The organism is Pseudomonas sp. FH1 (genome assembly GCF_000510895.2).
Taxonomy (GTDB): Bacteria; Pseudomonadota; Gammaproteobacteria; order Pseudomonadales; family Pseudomonadaceae; genus Aquipseudomonas; species Aquipseudomonas azotoformans_A.
Window position 1 is genome coordinate 26,380 of sequence record NZ_AOHM01000078.1, and the last position, 18,178, is coordinate 44,557.

The window sequence follows — 18,178 nt, forward strand, 5'->3', positions numbered from 1 at the left end:
AGCGGGCGTGAGAAGCCCGTGCCAGGTGGCAAAGCGGGCGATTGTAGCGAGAATAATTCTTGAGCAGTTGATTAATTATCAGAGGGCCATTAGTGGCATTTTGACGTCAATCAACTGGCTGCACATCCCGCCAAAATCAGTCCTTCTCGGCAATCGGTGTCTGCCCGTCCCAACCACCGCCCAATGCCGCGATCAATTGCACACTGGCCACCAGGCGCGTCTGCAAAAGGGTCAACACCGTGCGCTCGTTGCTCAGTGCGGTCGCTTGCGTGGTGACCACATCCAGGTAGGCAATCAGACCCGCCTTGTACTGGTTCTGCGTCAGGCGCAACGACTCACGGGCGGCGTCGAGTGCTTCATTGCTCACCACCGCCTCGTCTTCCAGCACCTTGAGCTGCACCATGTAGTTTTCCACTTCACGGAACCCATCCAGCACGGTCTGGCGGTACTTGGCGACGGTCTCGTCGTAGCTGGCCACGGTGCGGTCGACTTCCGCCGAACGCTGGCCGCCGTCAAACAGCGTCATGGCCAGTTTTGGCCCCACCGACCAGAAGCGGTTCGGCAGGCTGATCCAGTCGGCATAAGTGCTGCTGGAGTAACCACCGGCCAGGCTCAGGCTCAAGTCCGGGTAGTAGGCGGCCTTGGCCACGCCGATATTGGCGTTGGCGGCGATCACCGAGCGTTCGGCCGAGGCGATGTCGGGGCGGCGCTCCAGCAATTGCGACGGCAGGCTTACCGGAATCTGCGGCAATGCCGGGATGTCCTTGCTCACCGCCAGGTTGAAGTTGGCCGGTGCCTCGCCGATCAACACGGCAATCGCGTTTTCCAGTTGGGCGCGCTGCCAGATCAGGTCGATCAGGCTGGCCTGGGTGGTCTTGAGCTGGGTTTGTGCCTGGGCCACCGCGTCCTTGCCGGAAACCCCTGCACGGTACTGGTTTTCGGTCATTTGCAGGGAGCGCTGATAGGTTTCCAGCGTGGCTTGCAGCAAGCGCGTCTGTTCATCCATGACGCGCAGTTGCAGGTAGCTCTGCACCAGTTCGGACTGCTGGCTCAGGCGCATCGCCGCCAGGTCCGCCGAGCTGGCTTCAGCGCTGGCTTCGTTGGCTTCCAGGCCTCGGCGCAATTTGCCCCAGATATCCGCTTCCCAACTCACGCCCAACTGGGCATTGAGGGTGTCGCGGATACCGCTGCTGGAACTGCTCAGGCTTGCGTTACTGCTACCGGTGCCCTGGCTGGCGCGGGTTTTCCCGGCGCTCAGGTCAACGGTGGGGTAAAACGCCCCACGGGAGCTGCGCACCAGCGCCTGGGCCTGACGGAAGCGCGCTTCGGCCTGGGCCACAGTTTGGTTGGACGTGTTCAGGCGTACCACCAGGTCATTGAGCTGGCGGTCACCGTAAAGCTCCCACCAGGCGCCACGGGCCAGGGAGTCGCTGGGCGTGGCTTGGCGCCAGCCTTGGGCTTCTTTGTACTGGACCGGTTCGACGACTTCCGGGCGTTTGTAGTCGGGGCCAATAGCGCAAGCACTGAGCAATAACGCCAATCCCATTGTAGGAGCGAGCTTGCTCGCGAAGGTCGTCAACGAAAACGCGCCCTGCCTGAAAGTACGCGGTGACGGCGAGTTTTTCGCCGGCAAGCCGGCTCCTATAGGGGACTGCGGTGCATTGGCGTTGATTGAATCGGTCATAGCGCAGTGTCCAGGGCAGCATCGGTACGCACACCGCGCCATTTATTGAAGCGATGGCGAGCGCGGTCGAGATAGAGGTAGACCACCGGGGTGGTGTAGAGGGTCAGGATCTGGCTGAACACCAAACCGCCGATAATCGTCAGGCCCAACGGACGGCGCATTTCCGCACCATCGCCCGCGCCCAGCAGCAACGGCAAGGCGCCGAGGATGGCCGCCAGGGTGGTCATCAGGATCGGGCGCAAACGCAACAGGCAGGCGCTGCGAATTGATTCCAGCGGGCTCATGCCGTCGTGGCGCTCCAGCTGCAAGGCCAAGTCGATCATCAGGATCGCGTTTTTCTTCACCACGCCGATCAGCAGGAACAAGCCCAGCAAGGAGATCAGGCTGAACTCGCCACCGGTCAGGTAGATCGCGAGCATGGCGCCGACACCGGCCGACGGCAGGGTCGAGAGAATGGTCAGCGGGTGAATATAGCTTTCATACAGAATGCCCAGCACCAGGTACACCGCCACCAGCGCGCCAAGGATCATGAACGGCTGGCCTTTCTGCGTGGCTGCAAAGGCATCGGCGGTACCGGCCATCTTGGCGATCACGTCTTCGGGCAAGCCGACCTTGGCAATCGCCCGCTCGATGGCTGCCGTGCCCTGCTCCACCGTCACGCCGGGCGCCATGTCGAAGGCGATGTTCTCCGAGGCGAACTGGCCTTCGTGGCTGACGCGGTCGTCGGCCAGGCTGTTCTCATAATGGGCAATGGTCGACAGCGGCACCCGCGCACCCGTGGAGGTGATCACTTGCATCTGGTTGAGGGTGATCGGGTCCTGGGCGTATTTGGGATTGACCTCCATCACCACCTGGTACTGGTTGAGGCTGTCATAGATGGTGGAAATCTGCCGCTGGCTGTAGGCGTTGTTGAGCACCGCCGTGACCATGTTCATGTCGATGCCCAGGCGCTTGGCCTGGTCGCGGTCGACAATCAGCGTGACCTGCGCCGCACCCCGGCCTTCACGGGCGTCGATGGCAGTGAGTTCCGGCAGCTCGCGCAAGGCCGCCACCACTTTCGGGTACCACAGGCGCAAGGCCGCCAGGTCGCCGCTTTGCAGGATGTAGGAATACTGCGCGCTGGTCTGGTCGCGACTGCCGCCGAATTGCAGGTCCTGGTCGGCCATCAGGAACAACCGCCCGCCCGGCACCAGCGGCACATCCTTGCGCAGACGCTCGATCACCGCCTGGGCGGAAATCTTGCGCTCGCTGATGGGCTTCAAGCGAACCAGCATCACCGCATTGTTGGTGCCGTTGTTGCCGCCGATAAAGCCGGCCACGCTGAGTACCGCCGGGTCCTTGAGTACTGCCTTGCGGAAGGTTTCCATCTTCGGCTGCATCACGCTGAACGACAGGCCGTCATCACCGCGCACAAAACCGATCAACTGGCCAGTGTCCTGCTGGGGCATGAAGGTCTTCGGCACCACCACGTACAACGCCACATTCATGCCGATGGTCAGCAACAGGCTGAGCAAGGTCAGGCGCCGATGGCGCAATACCCAGTCCAGGCTGGTGGCGTAGCCGGCCACCATGCGGTCGTTGACCTTCTGGCTCCAGCGCTGCAGCCCGGTCATCTCGCCCTTCACATGCGGCTTGAGCCAGCGCGCACAGAGCATCGGGGTCAGGGTCAGCGAAACAATCAGCGACACAATGATCGCGGCCGACAAGGTGATGGAAAATTCGCGGAACAGGTTGGTGACAATCCCGCCCATGAACAGGATAGAGAGGAACACCGCCACCAGCGACACGTTCATCGACAGCAAGGTGAAGCCGACTTCTTTGGCGCCCAGGTACGCCGCCTTCATCGGAGGCACGCCTTCGTCGATATGCCGGGAAATGTTTTCCAGCACCACGATGGCATCGTCCACCACCAACCCAGTGGCCAGGATCAACGCCATCAACGAGAAGTTGTTCAGCGAGAACCCGTACAGGTACATCACCGCAAAAGTGCCCACCAGTGACACCGGCACCGCCAGGGTGGGGATCAGCGAGGCGCGGAAGTTGCCCAGAAACAGGTACACCACCAGGATCACCAGGCCCACGGCAATCAGCAAGGTCATCTCGGCTTCGTGCAAGGTCGCGGTGATCACCGGCGAGCGGTCCATGGCCAGGCTCAGCTTGACGCTGGACGGCAGCACCGCCTGCAACGCCGGTAACTGCGCCTTGATCTGCCGGACCGTCTCGATGATGTTGGCGCCAGACTGGCGGTTGATCACCAGCAGCACCGCCGGTTCGTTGTTGAAGAAACCGCTGTTGTAGCGGTCTTCCACGCCGTCACTGATCTTGGCCACGTCGCCCAGGCGCAGGGCCGCGCCGTTCTGGTAGCGGATCAGCAGCGGCTCGTAGTCCTTGGCCTTTTCCAACTGGTCATTGGCCTGGATCTGCCAGTTGCGCTGGCTGTCTTCCAGGGAACCCTTGGGCCGACGCTGGTTAGCGTTGGCGATGGTGTTGCGTACATCGTCAAGGGCCACGCCGTACTGGTCGAGGGCCTTGGGTTCAAGCTCGATGCGCACCGCCGGCAGGGAACTACCGCCAATCTGCACTTCCCCAACGCCGGGCACCTGGGACAGGCTCTGCGACAGAATGGTCGAGGCCAGGTCGTACAGCTGGCCCTTCTGCAACACATCCGAGGTCAGCGACAGCACCATGATCGGCGCCTGGGACGGGTTGATCTTCTTGTAGGTGGGCATGCTGCGCATACCGCTGGGCAGCAGGTTGCGCGAGGCATTGATCGCCGCCTGCACTTCCCGCGCCGCGCCGTTGATATCACGGTCGGAGTCGAACGCCAGGATCACCCGCGTAGAGCCCTGGCTCGACGAACTGCTCATGGTGGTGATGCCGGCAATCGCGCCGAACGAGCGCTCCAGCGGCGTCGCCACCGTGGATGCCATCACCTCGGGGCTGGCGCCGGGCAAGCTGGCCGACACCACGATCACCGGGAAGTCGATCTGCGGCAGCGGCGACACCGGCAACAGGTTGAAACTGACGCCGCCGAGCAACAGGATCGCCAGGCTCAGCAGCATGGTCGCGACCGGTCGACGGATGAAAGGTCCGGACAGGTTCATGACTCGACCGGCTCCAGGCTTTGCGGCTCTTTGCGCCAGCGGCGGCCGAGGCGGTCGAAATACAGGTAGATCACCGGCGTGGTGAACAGGGTGAGCACCTGGCTCACCAGCAGGCCACCGACCATTACCAGGCCCAACGGTTGGCGCAGTTCCGCGCCGGAACCGGTGGCCAGCATCAGCGGCACCGCGCCGAACAGTGCGGCCAGGGTGGTCATCAGAATCGGCCGGAAGCGCAGCAGCGCCGCCTGGTAGATCGCGGTCTGCGGGTCAAGGCCCTGGTTGCGTTCGGCATCGAGGGCGAAGTCGATCATCATGATCGCGTTCTTCTTGACGATACCGATCAGCAAGATGATGCCGATGATCGCGATCATGCCCAGGTCATTGCCGCTGAGCAGCAACGCCAGCAAGGCCCCTACCGCCGCCGATGGCAAGGTCGAGAGAATGGTGATCGGGTGGATATAGCTCTCGTAGAGCACACCCAGCACGATATACATGGTGACCACCGCCGCCAGGATCAGCAGCAAAGTGCTCGACAGCGAGGCTTCGAAGGCCTGGGCCGCGCCCTGGAACTGAGTCTGAACGCCCACCGGCATGCCGATGTCTTTCTGGGTCTGGTTGATCAGCTCCACACCTTTGCCCAGCGCCACGCCAGGGGCCAGGTTGAACGACATCATCACTGCCGGGAACTGGCCGATATGCGCAATCGCCAATTGCGCCTGGCGCTGCTCCACGCGGGCGAGGCTGGACAAGCGCACCTGGCCGCCGTCGGTGGTTTTCACGTGGATCTGGTTCAGCGCGTCCGGGCCGAGGGTCTCGCCGGACTGGGCCTGCAACACCACGCGGTACTGGCTGGCCTGGGTGTAGATGGTGGAGATCTGCCGCTGGCCGAAGGCGTCATACAACGCGTCGGTGATGGTCGATACGCTGACGCCCAGGCGCGACGCCGCGTCGCGGTCGATCACCAGGTACACCTGCAAGCCCTTGTCCTGCAGGTCACTGGCGACGTCAGTGAGTTCGGGCAACTGGCTCAACGCGTGGACCAGTTTGTCACTCCACAATGCCAGCAACTCGGCGTCCGGCGACGACATGCTGAACTGGTACTGGGTACGGCTCACACGGTCTTCGATGGTCAGGTCCTGTACCGGCTGCATAAACAGGCGGATCCCCACCAGCTTGTCGATTTCCGGCTGCAAACGCGTGATCACCTGGGCCGCGCTCAAGTCACGCTGGCCGTGGGCCTTGAGGTTGATCAGCAAGCGCCCGCTGTTGAGAGTGGCGTTATCGCCGTCCACACCAATGTAGGAAGACAGGCTTTCCACCGCCGGATCGGCCAGGATGATCTTGGCCAATTCCTGCTGGCGCTGGCTCATGGCCGCGAAGGAGATCGACTGCGGCGCTTCGGAAATGCCCTGGATCACACCGGTGTCCTGCACCGGGAAGAAGCCCTTGGGTACGATCAGGTACAGGAACACGGTGAGGCCCAAGGTGGCGATGGCCACCAGCAGGGTCAGCGGTTGGTGCTTGAGTACCCACTGCAGCATGCTTCCGTAACGCGCGATCAACCAATCGATCCAGGCGCCGCTGGCCTTGTAGAAGCGGCTTTGTTCCTCTTCCTTCGGCTCACGCTTGAGCAAACGCGCACACATCATGGGCGTGAGGGTCAGGGACACCACCAGGGAAATCAGGATCGCCACCGCCAGGGTGATGGCGAACTCTCGGAACAGGCGCCCGACCACGTCAGCCATGAACAGCAGCGGAATCAGTACCGCGATCAGCGACAGCGTCAGGGAAATCAGGGTGAAGCCGATCTGCTTGGCGCCCTTGAGCGCGGCGGCCAGCGGGGTTTCGCCTTCTTCGATGTAACGGGAAATGTTCTCCAGCATCACGATGGCATCGTCCACCACAAACCCGGTGGCGATGGTCAGGGCCATCAGCGTGAGGTTGTTGATGGAGAACCCCGCCAGGTACATCACGCCAAAGGTGCCCACCAGGGACAGCGGCACGGCGATGGACGGAATGATCGTGGCGCTGACCCGGCGCAGGAACAGGAACGTCACCATCACCACCAGGGCAATGGCGATGAGCAATTCGTGTTGCACGTCCTTGACCGAGGCGCGGATGGTCTGGGTGCGGTCGGTTAGCACCGTCACGTCGAGGCCGGCGGGCAAGTTGTCGGTGATGCTTGGCAGCAATGCCTTGATGCGATCCACCACCTCGATCACGTTGGCGCCTGGCTGGCGCTGGATATTCAGCAGCACGGCCTGGTTTTCATTGGCCCAGGCGGCGAGGCGTTCGTTTTCGGCGCCGTCGACGATCTGGGCCACGTCTTTCAGGCGCAGCGGCGCGCCATTGTTGTAGGCGAGGATCAGTTCGGCGTATTGCTGGGGCGTGACCAACTGGTCGTTGGCGTCGAGCATCGACACGCGGGTGGGGCCGTCAAAGTTGCCCTTGGGCTGGTTGACGTTGGACGCGGCGATCAGGGTGCGCACGTCGGACAGGTTCAAACCATTGGCCGCCAGGGCCTCCGGGTTGACCTTGATGCGCACGGCCTGGCGCTGGCCTCCAGCGATGCTGACCATGCCGACGCCGCTGATCTGTGCGATTTTCTGCGCCATGCGCGTGTCGACCAGGTCATTGAGCTTGGGCAGCAGCATGGTCTTTGAGGTGATTGCCAGGGTCAGCACCGGGGTATCAGCCGGGTTGACCTTGTTGTACACCGGCGGCGCCGGCAAGTCCTTGGGCAACAGGTTGGTCGCGGCGTTGATCGCGGCCTGCACCTGCTGCTCGGCGACATCCATATTGATGTCGAGGTTGAAACGCAGGGTCAGCACGGACGCCCCGCCGGAACTGGTGGAGGCCATCTGCGTAAGGCCGGGCATTTGCCCGAATTGGCGCTCCAGCGGCGCGGTGACCGCACTGGTCATTACATCCGGGCTGGCGCCGGGGTACAGGGTCATCACGCGGATGGTCGGGTAATCCACCTGGGGCAACGCCGACACCGGCAACAGGCGATAAGCGATGATACCGGCCAACACAATGGCCAGCATGCTCAGCGTGGTGGCGACCGGGCGAAGGATAAACAGCCGCGACAGGTTCATGAACCGACCTTTTGCGCCTTGCCGGCGGTGGTGCCGGTCTCCCCTTTCGCCGCTGGCTTGCCTTGCAGGTGTTCAGTCGGGGTGGTCGGCACTTCGCTGCTGTCGTTGACCACTTCGATTTCGCTGCCGTCCTTCAAGCGGTCGGTGCCTTCCAGCACCACGCGGTCGCCGGCCTTGAGGCCTTCCTTGATCACGGTGTTGTCGCCGTCGGTATCACCGACTACCAGCGGCTGCACCTTGACCTTCTTGTCGCCGTCGAGCACGTAGACGAAAGTACCGGTGTTGCCGAACTGGATCGCCGCCGACGGCGCCAGCACCACGTTATGCAGGGTGTCGGCCAGCAGGTGCACATTGACGAACTGGTTGGGGAACAGTGCCTGGTCCTTGTTATCGAAACGCGCCTTGAATTTCAGGGTGCCCGTGGTGACGTCGATCTGGTTGTCCAGGCTCTGCAGCACGCCGACGGCCTGTTGCTTCACATCGCCACGGTCCCAGGCTTCCACGGGCAGCTTGTTGCCGGCGTGGTAACGAGTGAGTACGGTTTCCAGGGTATTTTCCGGCAGGGTGAAGGCCACGCTGATCGGCTGGGTCTGAGTGATCACGGCCAGGTACGTGGTGTCGTTGGCCGCCACCAGGTTGCCCACGTCCACTTGCCGCAGGCCGACACGGCCGCTGATCGGCGCACGGATCTTGGTGAATTCGAGGTTGAGCTTGGCGTCATCCACCGCGCCCTGGTTGGTCTTGACCGTGCCCTGGTATTGCAGGACCAGCGCTTCAGCGGTGTCCAGGGTCTGCTTGGCGATGCTGTCCTGGGCGTACAGGTCGCGGTAACGCTGCACGTCGACCTGGGCATTTTTAAGCTGGGCCTGGTTCTGCATCAGCGTACCCTGCGCCTGGAGCAAAGCGTTCTGGTAGCTGCGTGGGTCGATTTCTGCGAGCAGGTCGCCAGCCTTGACCATCTGGCCTTCTTCGAAGGCGATCTTCACCAACTCGCCGCCCACCCGGCTGCGTACATTGATGGTGTTGAGCGCGGTCACCGTACCCAGCGCCTTGTAGTACACCGGGAACTCACCCAGCACCGCAGGCGCCACACGCACCGGCACCGGGCCGGTGGAGCCACCGAAGCCTGGGCGCATCATCCCCGACTTGCCGGCGCGTCCGGCGGGCGCCTGCGCAGCATCCTTGTGGCTGCCGGGCCAGAATTTCCAGCACAGGCCGGCGACAACCACCAGCACAAGCAGGGCGAACAGCCAGCGGCGGGACTTACGGGGGGAGGATTGCATGGAGTGATCAACCATTGGGCGCGAGAGCTTCTTCTTTGGGAGGCTGAAAGATAAGCACTGGGGCGCATTTAGAAAAGCGCCTTTACCGGCTATTTACCTTGGGCTTACAACTTTTAACTTCTGACCTTAGTTCATCGACCGTTTCGCTAAGCATCTGAACCACAAATAAAAACGGCCTGGACTAGGCCAGGCCGCAATCATGCATCAAGCGTGTTACTGCAAAACGACAGTAACGTACCGAAACAGTTACTTCAAAACAGCCAGGGCTGCTTCGTAGTTCGGCTCTTGGCCGATTTCTGGCACCAGTTCGCTGTGCAGCACGTTGTTGTTCTCGTCCAGCACCACTACGGCGCGGGCGGTCAGGCCTTGCAGAGGGCCGTCGGCGAGGGAAACGCCGTAGTCCACTGCGAAGTCGGCGTTGCGGAAGTCCGACAGGCTCAGCACATTGTCCAGGCCTTCGGTGCCGCAGAAACGCTTCTGGGCAAACGGCAGGTCAGAGGAGATGCACAGCACCACGGTGTTGCTCAGGTCGTTGGCCTGGGCGTTGAACTTGCGTACCGAAGTGGCGCAGGTCGGGGTGTCAACGCTTGGGAAGATGTTCAGAACCTTGCGCTTGCCAGCGAAAGTTTCCAGGGACGCTTCCGACAGGTCGACAGCAACAAGGCTGAACTCAGGAGCGGTGGAACCGGTTTTCGGCAATTCGCCTTCAACCTGGACAGGGTTACCACGAAGGGTGACTTGAGCCATGAACGGAATCCTTATGCTGATTTGGGTTTAACGAATTCGAGAGGCCGAAGTTAACCACAAAGTACGTTGGCTACCTACCGCCAAACATAAATTGTCATGCCGTAGGTTATGGTTTAATTGCGCGCTTTGCGTCCTGCCCCTCAAGGAAAACGATGTCGATGAATGCCCCTGCCACCAAAGTCCTGGTCATTGGATACGTCTGGCCGGAACCCCGTTCCTCGGCCGCAGGCGGGCATATGATGCAAATCCTTGAGAGCTTTCTTACACAAGGTTGGGACATCACCTTCAGCAGCCCCGCCACTGTTGGCGAACACAAGGCCGACTTGCCTGCGCTGGGCATCGCCGAGTGCACCATCGAACTCAATAACAGCAGTTTCGACGACTTTATCCACGAACTGGCCCCGGACATCGTGCTGTTCGACCGTTTCATGATGGAGGAACAGTTCGGCTGGCGCGTCGAGAAATGCTGCCCCAACGCCCTGCGCGTCCTGGAAACCTCCGACCTGCAGAGCCTGCGCGACGCCCGTCACCAGCGTTTCAAGGATCACCTGAAGGTGCACCCCGACAGCGACGATTTCAGCGCACTGTTCTCCCCCGCGCTGCAGGCCGAGTTCCAGCTGATGGCCGACACCGACCTGGCCAAACGCGAAATCGCGGCGATCTACCGCTGCGATATCAGCCTGATGATCTCGGATGTGGAAATCCGCCTGCTCACCGAGCACTTCAAGGTGCCGGCCGCCCTGCTCCACTGGTGCCCACTGATGCTGGAGCCACCGTCCGAACCGTTCGCACCGTTTGAAGACCGCGCGCACTTCCTCAGCATCGGCAACTTCCGCCACGCGCCCAACTGGGATGCGGTGTTATGGATGAAAAACAGCCTGTGGCCGTTGATCCGCCAGCAATTGCCGGGCGCGCAGCTGCATATCTACGGTGCCTACACGCCGCCCAAAGCCACCGCCTTGCACAACCCGGCTCAGGGCTTTCATGTGATGAACTGGGCCGAAGATGCCCTGCAAGTCATGACCGCCGCGCGTATCTGCCTGGCGCCCTTGCGCTTCGGCGCCGGCATCAAGGGCAAGCTGGCGGACGCGATGCTCTGCGGCACACCGAATATCACCACGCCCATCGGCGCCGAGGCCATGGGCGACGAGCAACCCTGGCCGGGCGTGATCGAACACAGCGCACAGGCCATGGCCGCGGCTGCGGTAGCGCTCTACCAGGACCGCAAACGCTGGACCCAGGCCCAGGAAAACGGCCGCCATCTGTTGGCCCGCCGCTATGACCAGAACATCCATGGCCCTGCACTGGTGGCTTGCCTGGAGCAGTGCCGCAGCACGCTAAACGCCCACCGCCGCGACAACTTCACCGGCAGCATGCTGCGCCACCACGCCCATAAAAGTACGCAGTACATGTCCCAGTGGATCGAGGCGAAAAACCGCGTCGTATAAACACTCGCGCTGGCGAGGTGACGCGCAACGGGGCATTATCCTACGCAGCAACCACAATAAAGCGACGGCAGCATGACCCGAGCAACGCGTATCACCGACCCTTCCTACGAACTGATGGACGACCACAACGGCCTGTCCATCATCTATCGCCAGCACGGTTTTCCCTGCCCGCTGGTGCGCTGGCACTTCCACAAGGAATACGAGCTGCACCTGATCGTTGCCAGTTCCGGCAAGGTGTTTATCGGCGACTACATCGGCAACTTCTACCCGGAAAGCCTGTTTCTCACTGGCCCCAACCTGCCCCATAACTGGATCAGCCAGGTGGAAGAAGACGAGGTGGTACCCAAGCGCGACATGCTGGTGAACTTCACCGATGAGTTGTTCGAGCACGGCAGCCACATTTTTACCGAGTTAAAGAGCCTGGCGCCGTTGCTGGAGCGCGCGCAGTACGGCATAGAGTTTCGCTGCAAGCGCACGATTGCCCAGGCGATGACCTTGATGCAACGCATTGAGGACGCCCAAGGCATGGCGCGCCTGGGGCACTTCTTTATCCTGCTGGAGGTGCTGAACGCGTGCGAGGACTACCAGCTACTGTCCGGAGTGACCACGCCACAACTGGCCGACGAGCACAGCATCGACCGCACCAACCGCGCGGTGGACTACATCTTTGCCCACTACGCGCGCGAATTGCCGCTGGAAGAAGTGGCAGATTATCTGGGGATGAAACCCACCTATTTTTCCAGGGTGTTCAAGCAGGCCACCGGGCGTACCTTCGTTGAATTCGTCAACCGCCTGCGCATCAGCAGGTCGTGCGAACTGCTCGCCGATGGCGAAAAGCCCGTGACCGATGTGTGTTTCGAGTCGGGCTTCAACAATATTTCCAACTTCAATCGGCGCTTCCAGCAGCTCAAGGGCATGACCCCGTCGCACTACCGTCGGTTGGCAGTACAGCGCTTGACGGAGCAGAACCTGGCCTGACCACCCGTCGCTACTGTCAACTTTGACAGCTATACGCGCCACACCGAGGGGTGTGTGATTTCCTTACCCAGCTTTATGCTGCATAAGGAGCGCTCACTATGAAAAAACTCACGTCCTCCAACCTGCCCTGCCCTGTCTGCAAGCCCCATCGCCATGGGCCAAGGCCCCCCGTCATTGCCGACCCACTGGACTCCCCGTTTGTCAGCGACGCAGTGCAGCCGATTCCAGGCGCTGATATCGGCTTGAACATTCGACTGGTGCAGCCCTGGCTTACCGTGCGTTTCAGCAAGTGGTTCAACTTCAATAAAGGCGACACGTTCAAGTTATTCATGGGCAGTTTCACTTACGCCATTGCCGCCGGTGACATCAGGCAAGAAGATTTGGATCCGGATAAAAACTTTGTCACGCTGGTGATCCCAGAAGGGTTGGTACCGAGGGGCTATATTTATCCGTGTTTTGGCCAAGTGGAGCGAGTGGGCAGCGGCACCCCGAGCATCTCCCCATATCAAACCTGGCTTGTCAAAACCGACCGCCCCGGCGGCGTCAGCACCAATCCCTATTATCACTCGCGGCTGATCATGCATTTACCGCCTGATCTGGTGGACGGTGTACTCGACCCCGAACGGGCTAAGCAAGGCGTGGACTTGACAGTTGATCCTTATCCGAACATGGCGGTGGGAGACACTATCGAGGTGTGGTGGAACGGTCACCCAGTGTTCTTGGAGATTGATCAAGACCACCTCGACGGTATCAAGCCGATTGTCGTGCATGTGCCAGAGTCAACCATCATCGCCGGAGGCAGTGGCTGGGTGGTGATTTACTTCCGGGTCTTTGACATCGTGTTCAACTATTCCGGGGAAGTACCGCAGTGGTCGATGCCCATAAGGGTGGAAACTGACCTGAACAAACTGTTGCTCAACCGAGCGCACTTCACCGTCAATGAGGATTCGGTCGACGAATTGGACTACGACAAAGACGGGGAAAAACCGCTGAAAGTCGAAGTGGTCATTCCTAAAACGCTGCCAAATGGCGTATCTACACCCGCTGGCGCCATGATCCACGTGAAACTGACCCTAATCGACTCTGACGGTGGACGCACTACCGTACTTCTCACGCCATTTGCTGCTCGAATCGATCGGTCAGCTACGACCCCAGTAGACAAAAAATACGCAGAAGCCGTGATCGGCGGTCACTTGGAGATCGAATACGAGCTGAAAACGTCCACTGGCAGCCTCCTCGGCACTTCCAGGCGCTTGAATGTCACCGTGAGTGGCGTTAAACGATCGATGCCGGCAATGACCATCGATAAAAACGAAGGTGGTTTTATTGACCCATCAATCTCCTATTTCCAGGCCTTTTTTCCAGAATTTTCGCCCTATGACGCTGACTGGAGCGTGACCTTCCGCATGGAAGCCCTGGACTCGACAAACAGGTTGGTCGAGTACGAAGAAGAATTGCTGGCTGGCGCGAAAGAGCCACCTCCGCCCCCGCGCACAGTGCTCCAGGAGCAGTTTTCGCGTTTCATCGGTCTGGGGTTGGTCAGCGTGTTCTACCTCGTCAACGATGGCCGGATGCGGATCATGGGCTCAGGCATTCAGACGGTACGCAAGTCCGAAGTTCTGGAAGTGACCTTCGGCGCGGCCGTACGCTCGATGCCCGAACCGAAACTGCAATATGTAGACCTGTTCAACAATTTGGACATTGATAGCATTATTGGCACCACGCTCAACTTGACCTTGACCGAAACGCGTACGGCGCCCGGCGACATTTTTGAATGGTTTTTGAGAGGTTCTGCCAGCAACGGTTCCACCAGTGATGACATAAAACTGAACTCATCGACGGCAGGCAGGCAGGTCGTGGTTCCGGCAGACGCGAAATATGCCATTGCCAATAACGATGGGGAAATTCGTCTCAGCTACACACTGCAACCGGCGGATGGCAGCGCGAAACGTTTTTCCGATGTTTTGCTTATCACTGTAGGAAAAGCGCTCACGCTGATACGACCGGAAGTCGCAGAAGCAACCCGCTACCCCGACCAACTGGCGGCAGTTGCCGCAACAGGGGGAGCGACCGTCGTGGCCAATATTGCGCAATCTCGGCCCACCGACCAGGTCGAGACCTGCTGGAGCGGAATCCCGGGAATTGGTACCTATTGCGAAACCCAGAATGGCAATACATCGAAGGTCGTGTACACCGCCATCGCCCCTGATGTAGTGGGTGCCAACATCCAGGAGAAGGGGCACTTTATCCAGGTGCAGTACTTCGTAAGCCGGGGCCTGCACAGAACGCCATCGCAGGTGTTGAACCTGGAGTTGTTACCACCGCCATTCCCTAAAGCCTATTTGGAAGGCCATGCGTCGGATGCGGTACTCGACCTCAGCACCCTGAAGGGCACCGAACGCGCTTTGGTTGATCCCTGGTTCTTCATCCATCACTTTCAGCGGGTGTGGTTCGAACTGCTCGGCACCTACGCAGACGACACTCAGTTCTACCATGCCTTCAGCTATGGCGACCTGGTGGGACTGGACGGCGAGCAGAACGGTCTTCATCCACTGGCGCCCATTGCTGAAATACGCAAGCTCAAGGACGGCAAGCAATTGAGCATGCGCTGTGCCGTCACCTTCGACCGGAGCTCGGACCTGTCCAATGCCGTAAGGTTTTTGCAACGCGACTACACCGTCAGGGCCTTGCCCGCGCAGTACCCGGTACCCATCTTGGAAAAAGCAAGCGGGTCCGGCACGTTGGTGACATTGGCGGCACTGGATGCACAATACGGTGCAAACCTGCGGGTGAGCTATAGTCCGATGAGCACCACCGACAGGATCTATGTGGAAGTTCTAGGCAGCGCCGGCGCCGGCTCGGCTACGATCGGGCCGATCTATGGGGAAACTGATGGCACCGCCAATGTGCCCCTGGACGCCGCATTGATTGCCGCCAATATCGGCAGCACCAGGACCCAATTCACGATCAGGTATACGGTAACCAAAGGTACGGATACACGGCCCTCTGTCTTGCTCACGGTGAATCTTGATCCGTTGCCTCAAGCCGAGCTGAAAAAAACCGTGCTCCAGATCGATGAAGCCACACCTACCGGCATAATCGATTTGGACACGGTCGGTAACGCCACAGCTCGGGCGGGGATATGGCCATTCATTGCCAAGCACCAACCCGTGTGGCTCAAGTTGTTCGGTACCGACCGCGCCGGTAAGGCGCTCAACTTGACCCTGCTGGACGGTACGACCAATGGCGAGGTAGACGCTGCCTGGATCAGCCAGGGTTATCACCTGGAAACAGTGTTGAGCAGTTACCTGCACAACCTTGGAAACGGCAGCCTGCTGACCCTGCAGCTGAAAGTGGCGCTAAACGGTGTCAGGGATGAGTGGCGGGCGATTGAGTTCCCGTCAAAGCATTACACGGTAAGAAGCGTGATGGTCCACGACTGCACGACGTTCACCAGCGACAACATGAATTACTGGGTGAGTGAATACGCTGATGCAGACATTCGTCGCGACCCAGACGGCAACTTCTTCTGGCACGCCTTCCCCAAAACGGGCAGTGGAGTCGGTTTGCAGAAAATCTTTGCGCCCAATGCTGCTGGGTACTACAGGGTCAAACTCAGATATCGTATCAGCAAGTTTGCCGCCATTGGCGCGCCGACCTTTGTCGAGGTTCAACTGGGCACATTGAAAAAGCGGTTTGATGTGACTGCCATCAATACCTGGCTGAGCGCCGATGTTGTAATGGGTTATCTGAATGGTCCGTTTGAGGCCTCAGTGTCTGTCGGAAATCCTACCACCGGAGGGCTCTATGATCTGGATGATATTTGCATCGTCCAGACGCCCTATCCCATCTGATGTCAATGCAAGCGGGGATCAGTAGAAGTACTGATCCCCGCTGACTTTCTGGTTTACGCCGATAACAATCAGGTCACGACGCAGCCGTCAGGGCTTTATACATGCTTGTGCACGCTCATCGAACTCAAGCCCGCTCGGACAGGTATAAGGGTATTGAATGTAGCGTTGGATATCGGGTTTCCATACGCATCGGTGGAACCCTCCTACGGGTTTGACACTTTTAAAATAACCCTCTCGCACACAAGCAGGCTCTCTTAATTCCAGAGGTCCTGTGGTACAGGCATTAATCGAAACAGCAATGACCACGCCCAATGCGATCTTATAAAGCGTGTTGTTTTTGAGGTTTACGCGAGAACAGTTCATAAACATCTCCTGGTTGGGTTGTGCCAACCCATTAACCCTCTGCGACCTTTTAGCGTCTACTGTCAGAACTCACAGGTTGGCGCCACTCTGAGTGGTCGTGCCCACCCTGCAACTCCAGTGCAAAAAAGTATCAGCCGCAGTGTTCCCAAGGATTTGTCACAACGCCATTTGAAGGCTGTAATCAACGCACACTCTTCCAGCTGTCGTGGAAGACACAACAACAATAACTGTCCTTCCGTAGCCCCTGGGCGCGGAGATGGAGTGCGCGATGAAGTTCACAGCAAAAGCTCTAATTGCCTTTTCTTGCATGACCCTCAGCGCCGTCAGCCTTGGCGCGCAAACCCTGACCATTGCCACCGTCAACAACAGCGACATGATCCGCATGCAAAAGCTCTCGAAAACCTTCGAGGCCGAGCATCCGGAGATCAAGCTGAACTGGGTGGTGCTCGAAGAAAACGTGCTGCGCCAACGCCTGACCACCGATATCGCCACCCAGGGTGGGCAGTTTGACGTGTTGACCATCGGCATGTACGAAGCTGCACTGTGGGGTGCCAAGGGCTGGCTGGAGCCGATGAAGGATCTGCCGGCGTCCTACGACCTCGATGATGTGTTCCCTTCGGTGCGTGACGGTTTGTCCGTCAAAGGCTCGCTGTACGCCCTGCCGTTCTACGCTGAAAGCTCGATCACTTATTACCGCACCGATCTGTTCAAGGACGCCGGGCTGACCATGCCCGAGCACCCGACCTGGACACAGATCGGCGAATTCGCCAGCAAACTCACCGACAAGACCAAAGAGCAATACGGCCTGTGCCTGCGGGGCAAAGCCGGTTGGGGTGAAAACATGGCGCTGATCACCACACTGGCCAACGGCTACGGTGCGCGCTGGTTCGATGAGAAGTGGCAGCCGGAATTCAACGGTCCAGAATGGAAAGACGCGCTGAACTTCTACGTCGATAACATGAAGAAATCCGGCCCGCCGGGTGCTTCCAGCAACGGTTTCAACGAAAACCTGGCGCTGTTCAACAGCGGCAAGTGCGCGATCTGGGTCGACGCCAGCGTGGCCGGCTCGTTCGTTACCGACAAGACCCAGAGCAAAGTGGCTGACCATGTCGGCTTTACCTTTGCCCCGCACGAGAAGACCGATAAGGGCACTTCGTGGCTGTACTCCTGGAGCCTGGCGATCCCGACCAGTTCCAAGGCCAAAGACGCTGCCAAGGTGTTCACCAGTTGGGCGACCTCCAAGGAGTACGGTGCATTGGTCGCCAAGACCGATGGCATCGCCAACGTACCTCCAGGCACGCGCAAGTCGACCTACAGCGACGAGTACATGAAGGCGGCGCCGTTTGCCAAGGTGACCCTGGAATCGCTGAAAGTCGCGGACCCGACGAAGCCGACGCTCAAGCCGGTGCCGTATGTCGGTATCCAGTTGGTGACCATTCCTGAGTTCCAGGCGATTGGCACCCAGGTCGGCAAGTTCTTCTCGGGCGCGTTGACCGGTCAGCAGACGGTGGATGCCGCACTGACTGCCGCGCAGACCACCACCGAGCGTGAAATGAAGCGGGCCGGGTATCCCAAATAAGGTGAGCCTTCCACTGTAAATGTGGGAGCGGGCTTGCCCG

9 protein-coding genes are annotated in these 18,178 nt (G+C 59.8%); 4 read left to right on the forward strand and 5 right to left on the reverse strand.

Going from position 1 to position 18,178, the window contains the following annotated elements:
• Positions 1 to 136: 136 nt before the first annotated feature.
• The 5 genes from H096_RS22210 to tpx form a co-directional block, all read right to left on the reverse strand.
• Positions 137 to 1,546, reverse strand: coding sequence for an efflux transporter outer membrane subunit (locus H096_RS22210; protein WP_241495532.1), 1,410 nt, complete (start codon positions 1,544 to 1,546; stop codon positions 137 to 139).
• Positions 1,547 to 1,680: 134 nt separating this feature from the next.
• The gene (locus H096_RS22215; protein WP_033901487.1) at positions 1,681 to 4,788 is read right to left on the reverse strand and encodes an efflux RND transporter permease subunit; all 3,108 of its coding nucleotides are present in this window, start codon (positions 4,786 to 4,788) and stop codon (positions 1,681 to 1,683) included.
• Positions 4,785 to 7,886 (reverse strand): MdtB/MuxB family multidrug efflux RND transporter permease subunit, encoded by a 3,102-nt coding sequence (locus H096_RS22220; protein WP_033901488.1) that lies wholly within the window; start codon positions 7,884 to 7,886, stop codon positions 4,785 to 4,787. Before H096_RS22220 ends, H096_RS22215 begins: the two co-directional genes overlap by 4 nt.
• The gene (locus H096_RS22225) at positions 7,883 to 9,184 is read right to left on the reverse strand and encodes an MdtA/MuxA family multidrug efflux RND transporter periplasmic adaptor subunit (RefSeq protein WP_033901489.1); all 1,302 of its coding nucleotides are present in this window, start codon (positions 9,182 to 9,184) and stop codon (positions 7,883 to 7,885) included. Before H096_RS22225 ends, H096_RS22220 begins: the two co-directional genes overlap by 4 nt.
• A 231-nt stretch (positions 9,185 to 9,415) precedes the next feature.
• Positions 9,416 to 9,916, reverse strand: a complete 501-nt coding sequence (tpx, locus tag H096_RS22230) for a thiol peroxidase (RefSeq protein ID WP_016980349.1) — start codon at positions 9,914 to 9,916, stop codon at positions 9,416 to 9,418.
• A gap of 158 nt (positions 9,917 to 10,074) precedes the next feature.
• Between tpx and H096_RS22235 the strand changes: the two genes are divergently transcribed.
• From H096_RS22235 to H096_RS22250, 4 genes are all read left to right on the forward strand, one after another.
• Positions 10,075 to 11,364 (forward strand): glycosyltransferase, encoded by a 1,290-nt coding sequence (locus tag H096_RS22235; protein ID WP_033901490.1) that lies wholly within the window; start codon positions 10,075 to 10,077, stop codon positions 11,362 to 11,364.
• 72 nt (positions 11,365 to 11,436) lie between these two features.
• Complete coding sequence (locus tag H096_RS22240; RefSeq protein WP_033901491.1) at positions 11,437 to 12,342, forward strand: AraC family transcriptional regulator; 906 nt, start codon at positions 11,437 to 11,439, stop codon at positions 12,340 to 12,342.
• Positions 12,343 to 12,440: 98 nt separating this feature from the next.
• Complete coding sequence (locus tag H096_RS22245; protein ID WP_033901492.1) at positions 12,441 to 16,196, forward strand: hypothetical protein; 3,756 nt, start codon at positions 12,441 to 12,443, stop codon at positions 16,194 to 16,196.
• A gap of 631 nt (positions 16,197 to 16,827) precedes the next feature.
• Positions 16,828 to 18,138 carry a sugar ABC transporter substrate-binding protein gene (locus H096_RS22250; RefSeq protein ID WP_033901493.1) on the forward strand — a complete coding sequence of 437 codons (1,311 nt, stop codon included), beginning with the start codon at positions 16,828 to 16,830 and terminating at the stop codon, positions 18,136 to 18,138.
• The last annotated feature ends 40 nt before the right edge of the window (positions 18,139 to 18,178 follow it).

What these genes read in the sequence shown, in the direction of transcription:
- H096_RS22240 (WP_033901491.1), top strand. Translation starts at nt 11,437, where the DNA reads ATGACCCGAGCAACGCGTATCACCGACCCTTCCTACGAACTGATGGAC.
- H096_RS22220 (WP_033901488.1), bottom strand. Translation starts at nt 7,886, where the DNA reads ATGAACCTGTCGCGGCTGTTTATCCTTCGCCCGGTCGCCACCACGCTG.
- H096_RS22210 (WP_241495532.1), bottom strand. Translation starts at nt 1,546, where the DNA reads ATGGGATTGGCGTTATTGCTCAGTGCTTGCGCTATTGGCCCCGACTAC.
- H096_RS22250 (WP_033901493.1), top strand. Translation starts at nt 16,828, where the DNA reads ATGAAGTTCACAGCAAAAGCTCTAATTGCCTTTTCTTGCATGACCCTC.
- H096_RS22225 (WP_033901489.1), bottom strand. Translation starts at nt 9,184, where the DNA reads ATGGTTGATCACTCCATGCAATCCTCCCCCCGTAAGTCCCGCCGCTGG.
- tpx (WP_016980349.1), bottom strand. Translation starts at nt 9,916, where the DNA reads ATGGCTCAAGTCACCCTTCGTGGTAACCCTGTCCAGGTTGAAGGCGAA.
- H096_RS22235 (WP_033901490.1), top strand. Translation starts at nt 10,075, where the DNA reads ATGAATGCCCCTGCCACCAAAGTCCTGGTCATTGGATACGTCTGGCCG.
- H096_RS22245 (WP_033901492.1), top strand. Translation starts at nt 12,441, where the DNA reads ATGAAAAAACTCACGTCCTCCAACCTGCCCTGCCCTGTCTGCAAGCCC.
- H096_RS22215 (WP_033901487.1), bottom strand. Translation starts at nt 4,788, where the DNA reads ATGAACCTGTCCGGACCTTTCATCCGTCGACCGGTCGCGACCATGCTG.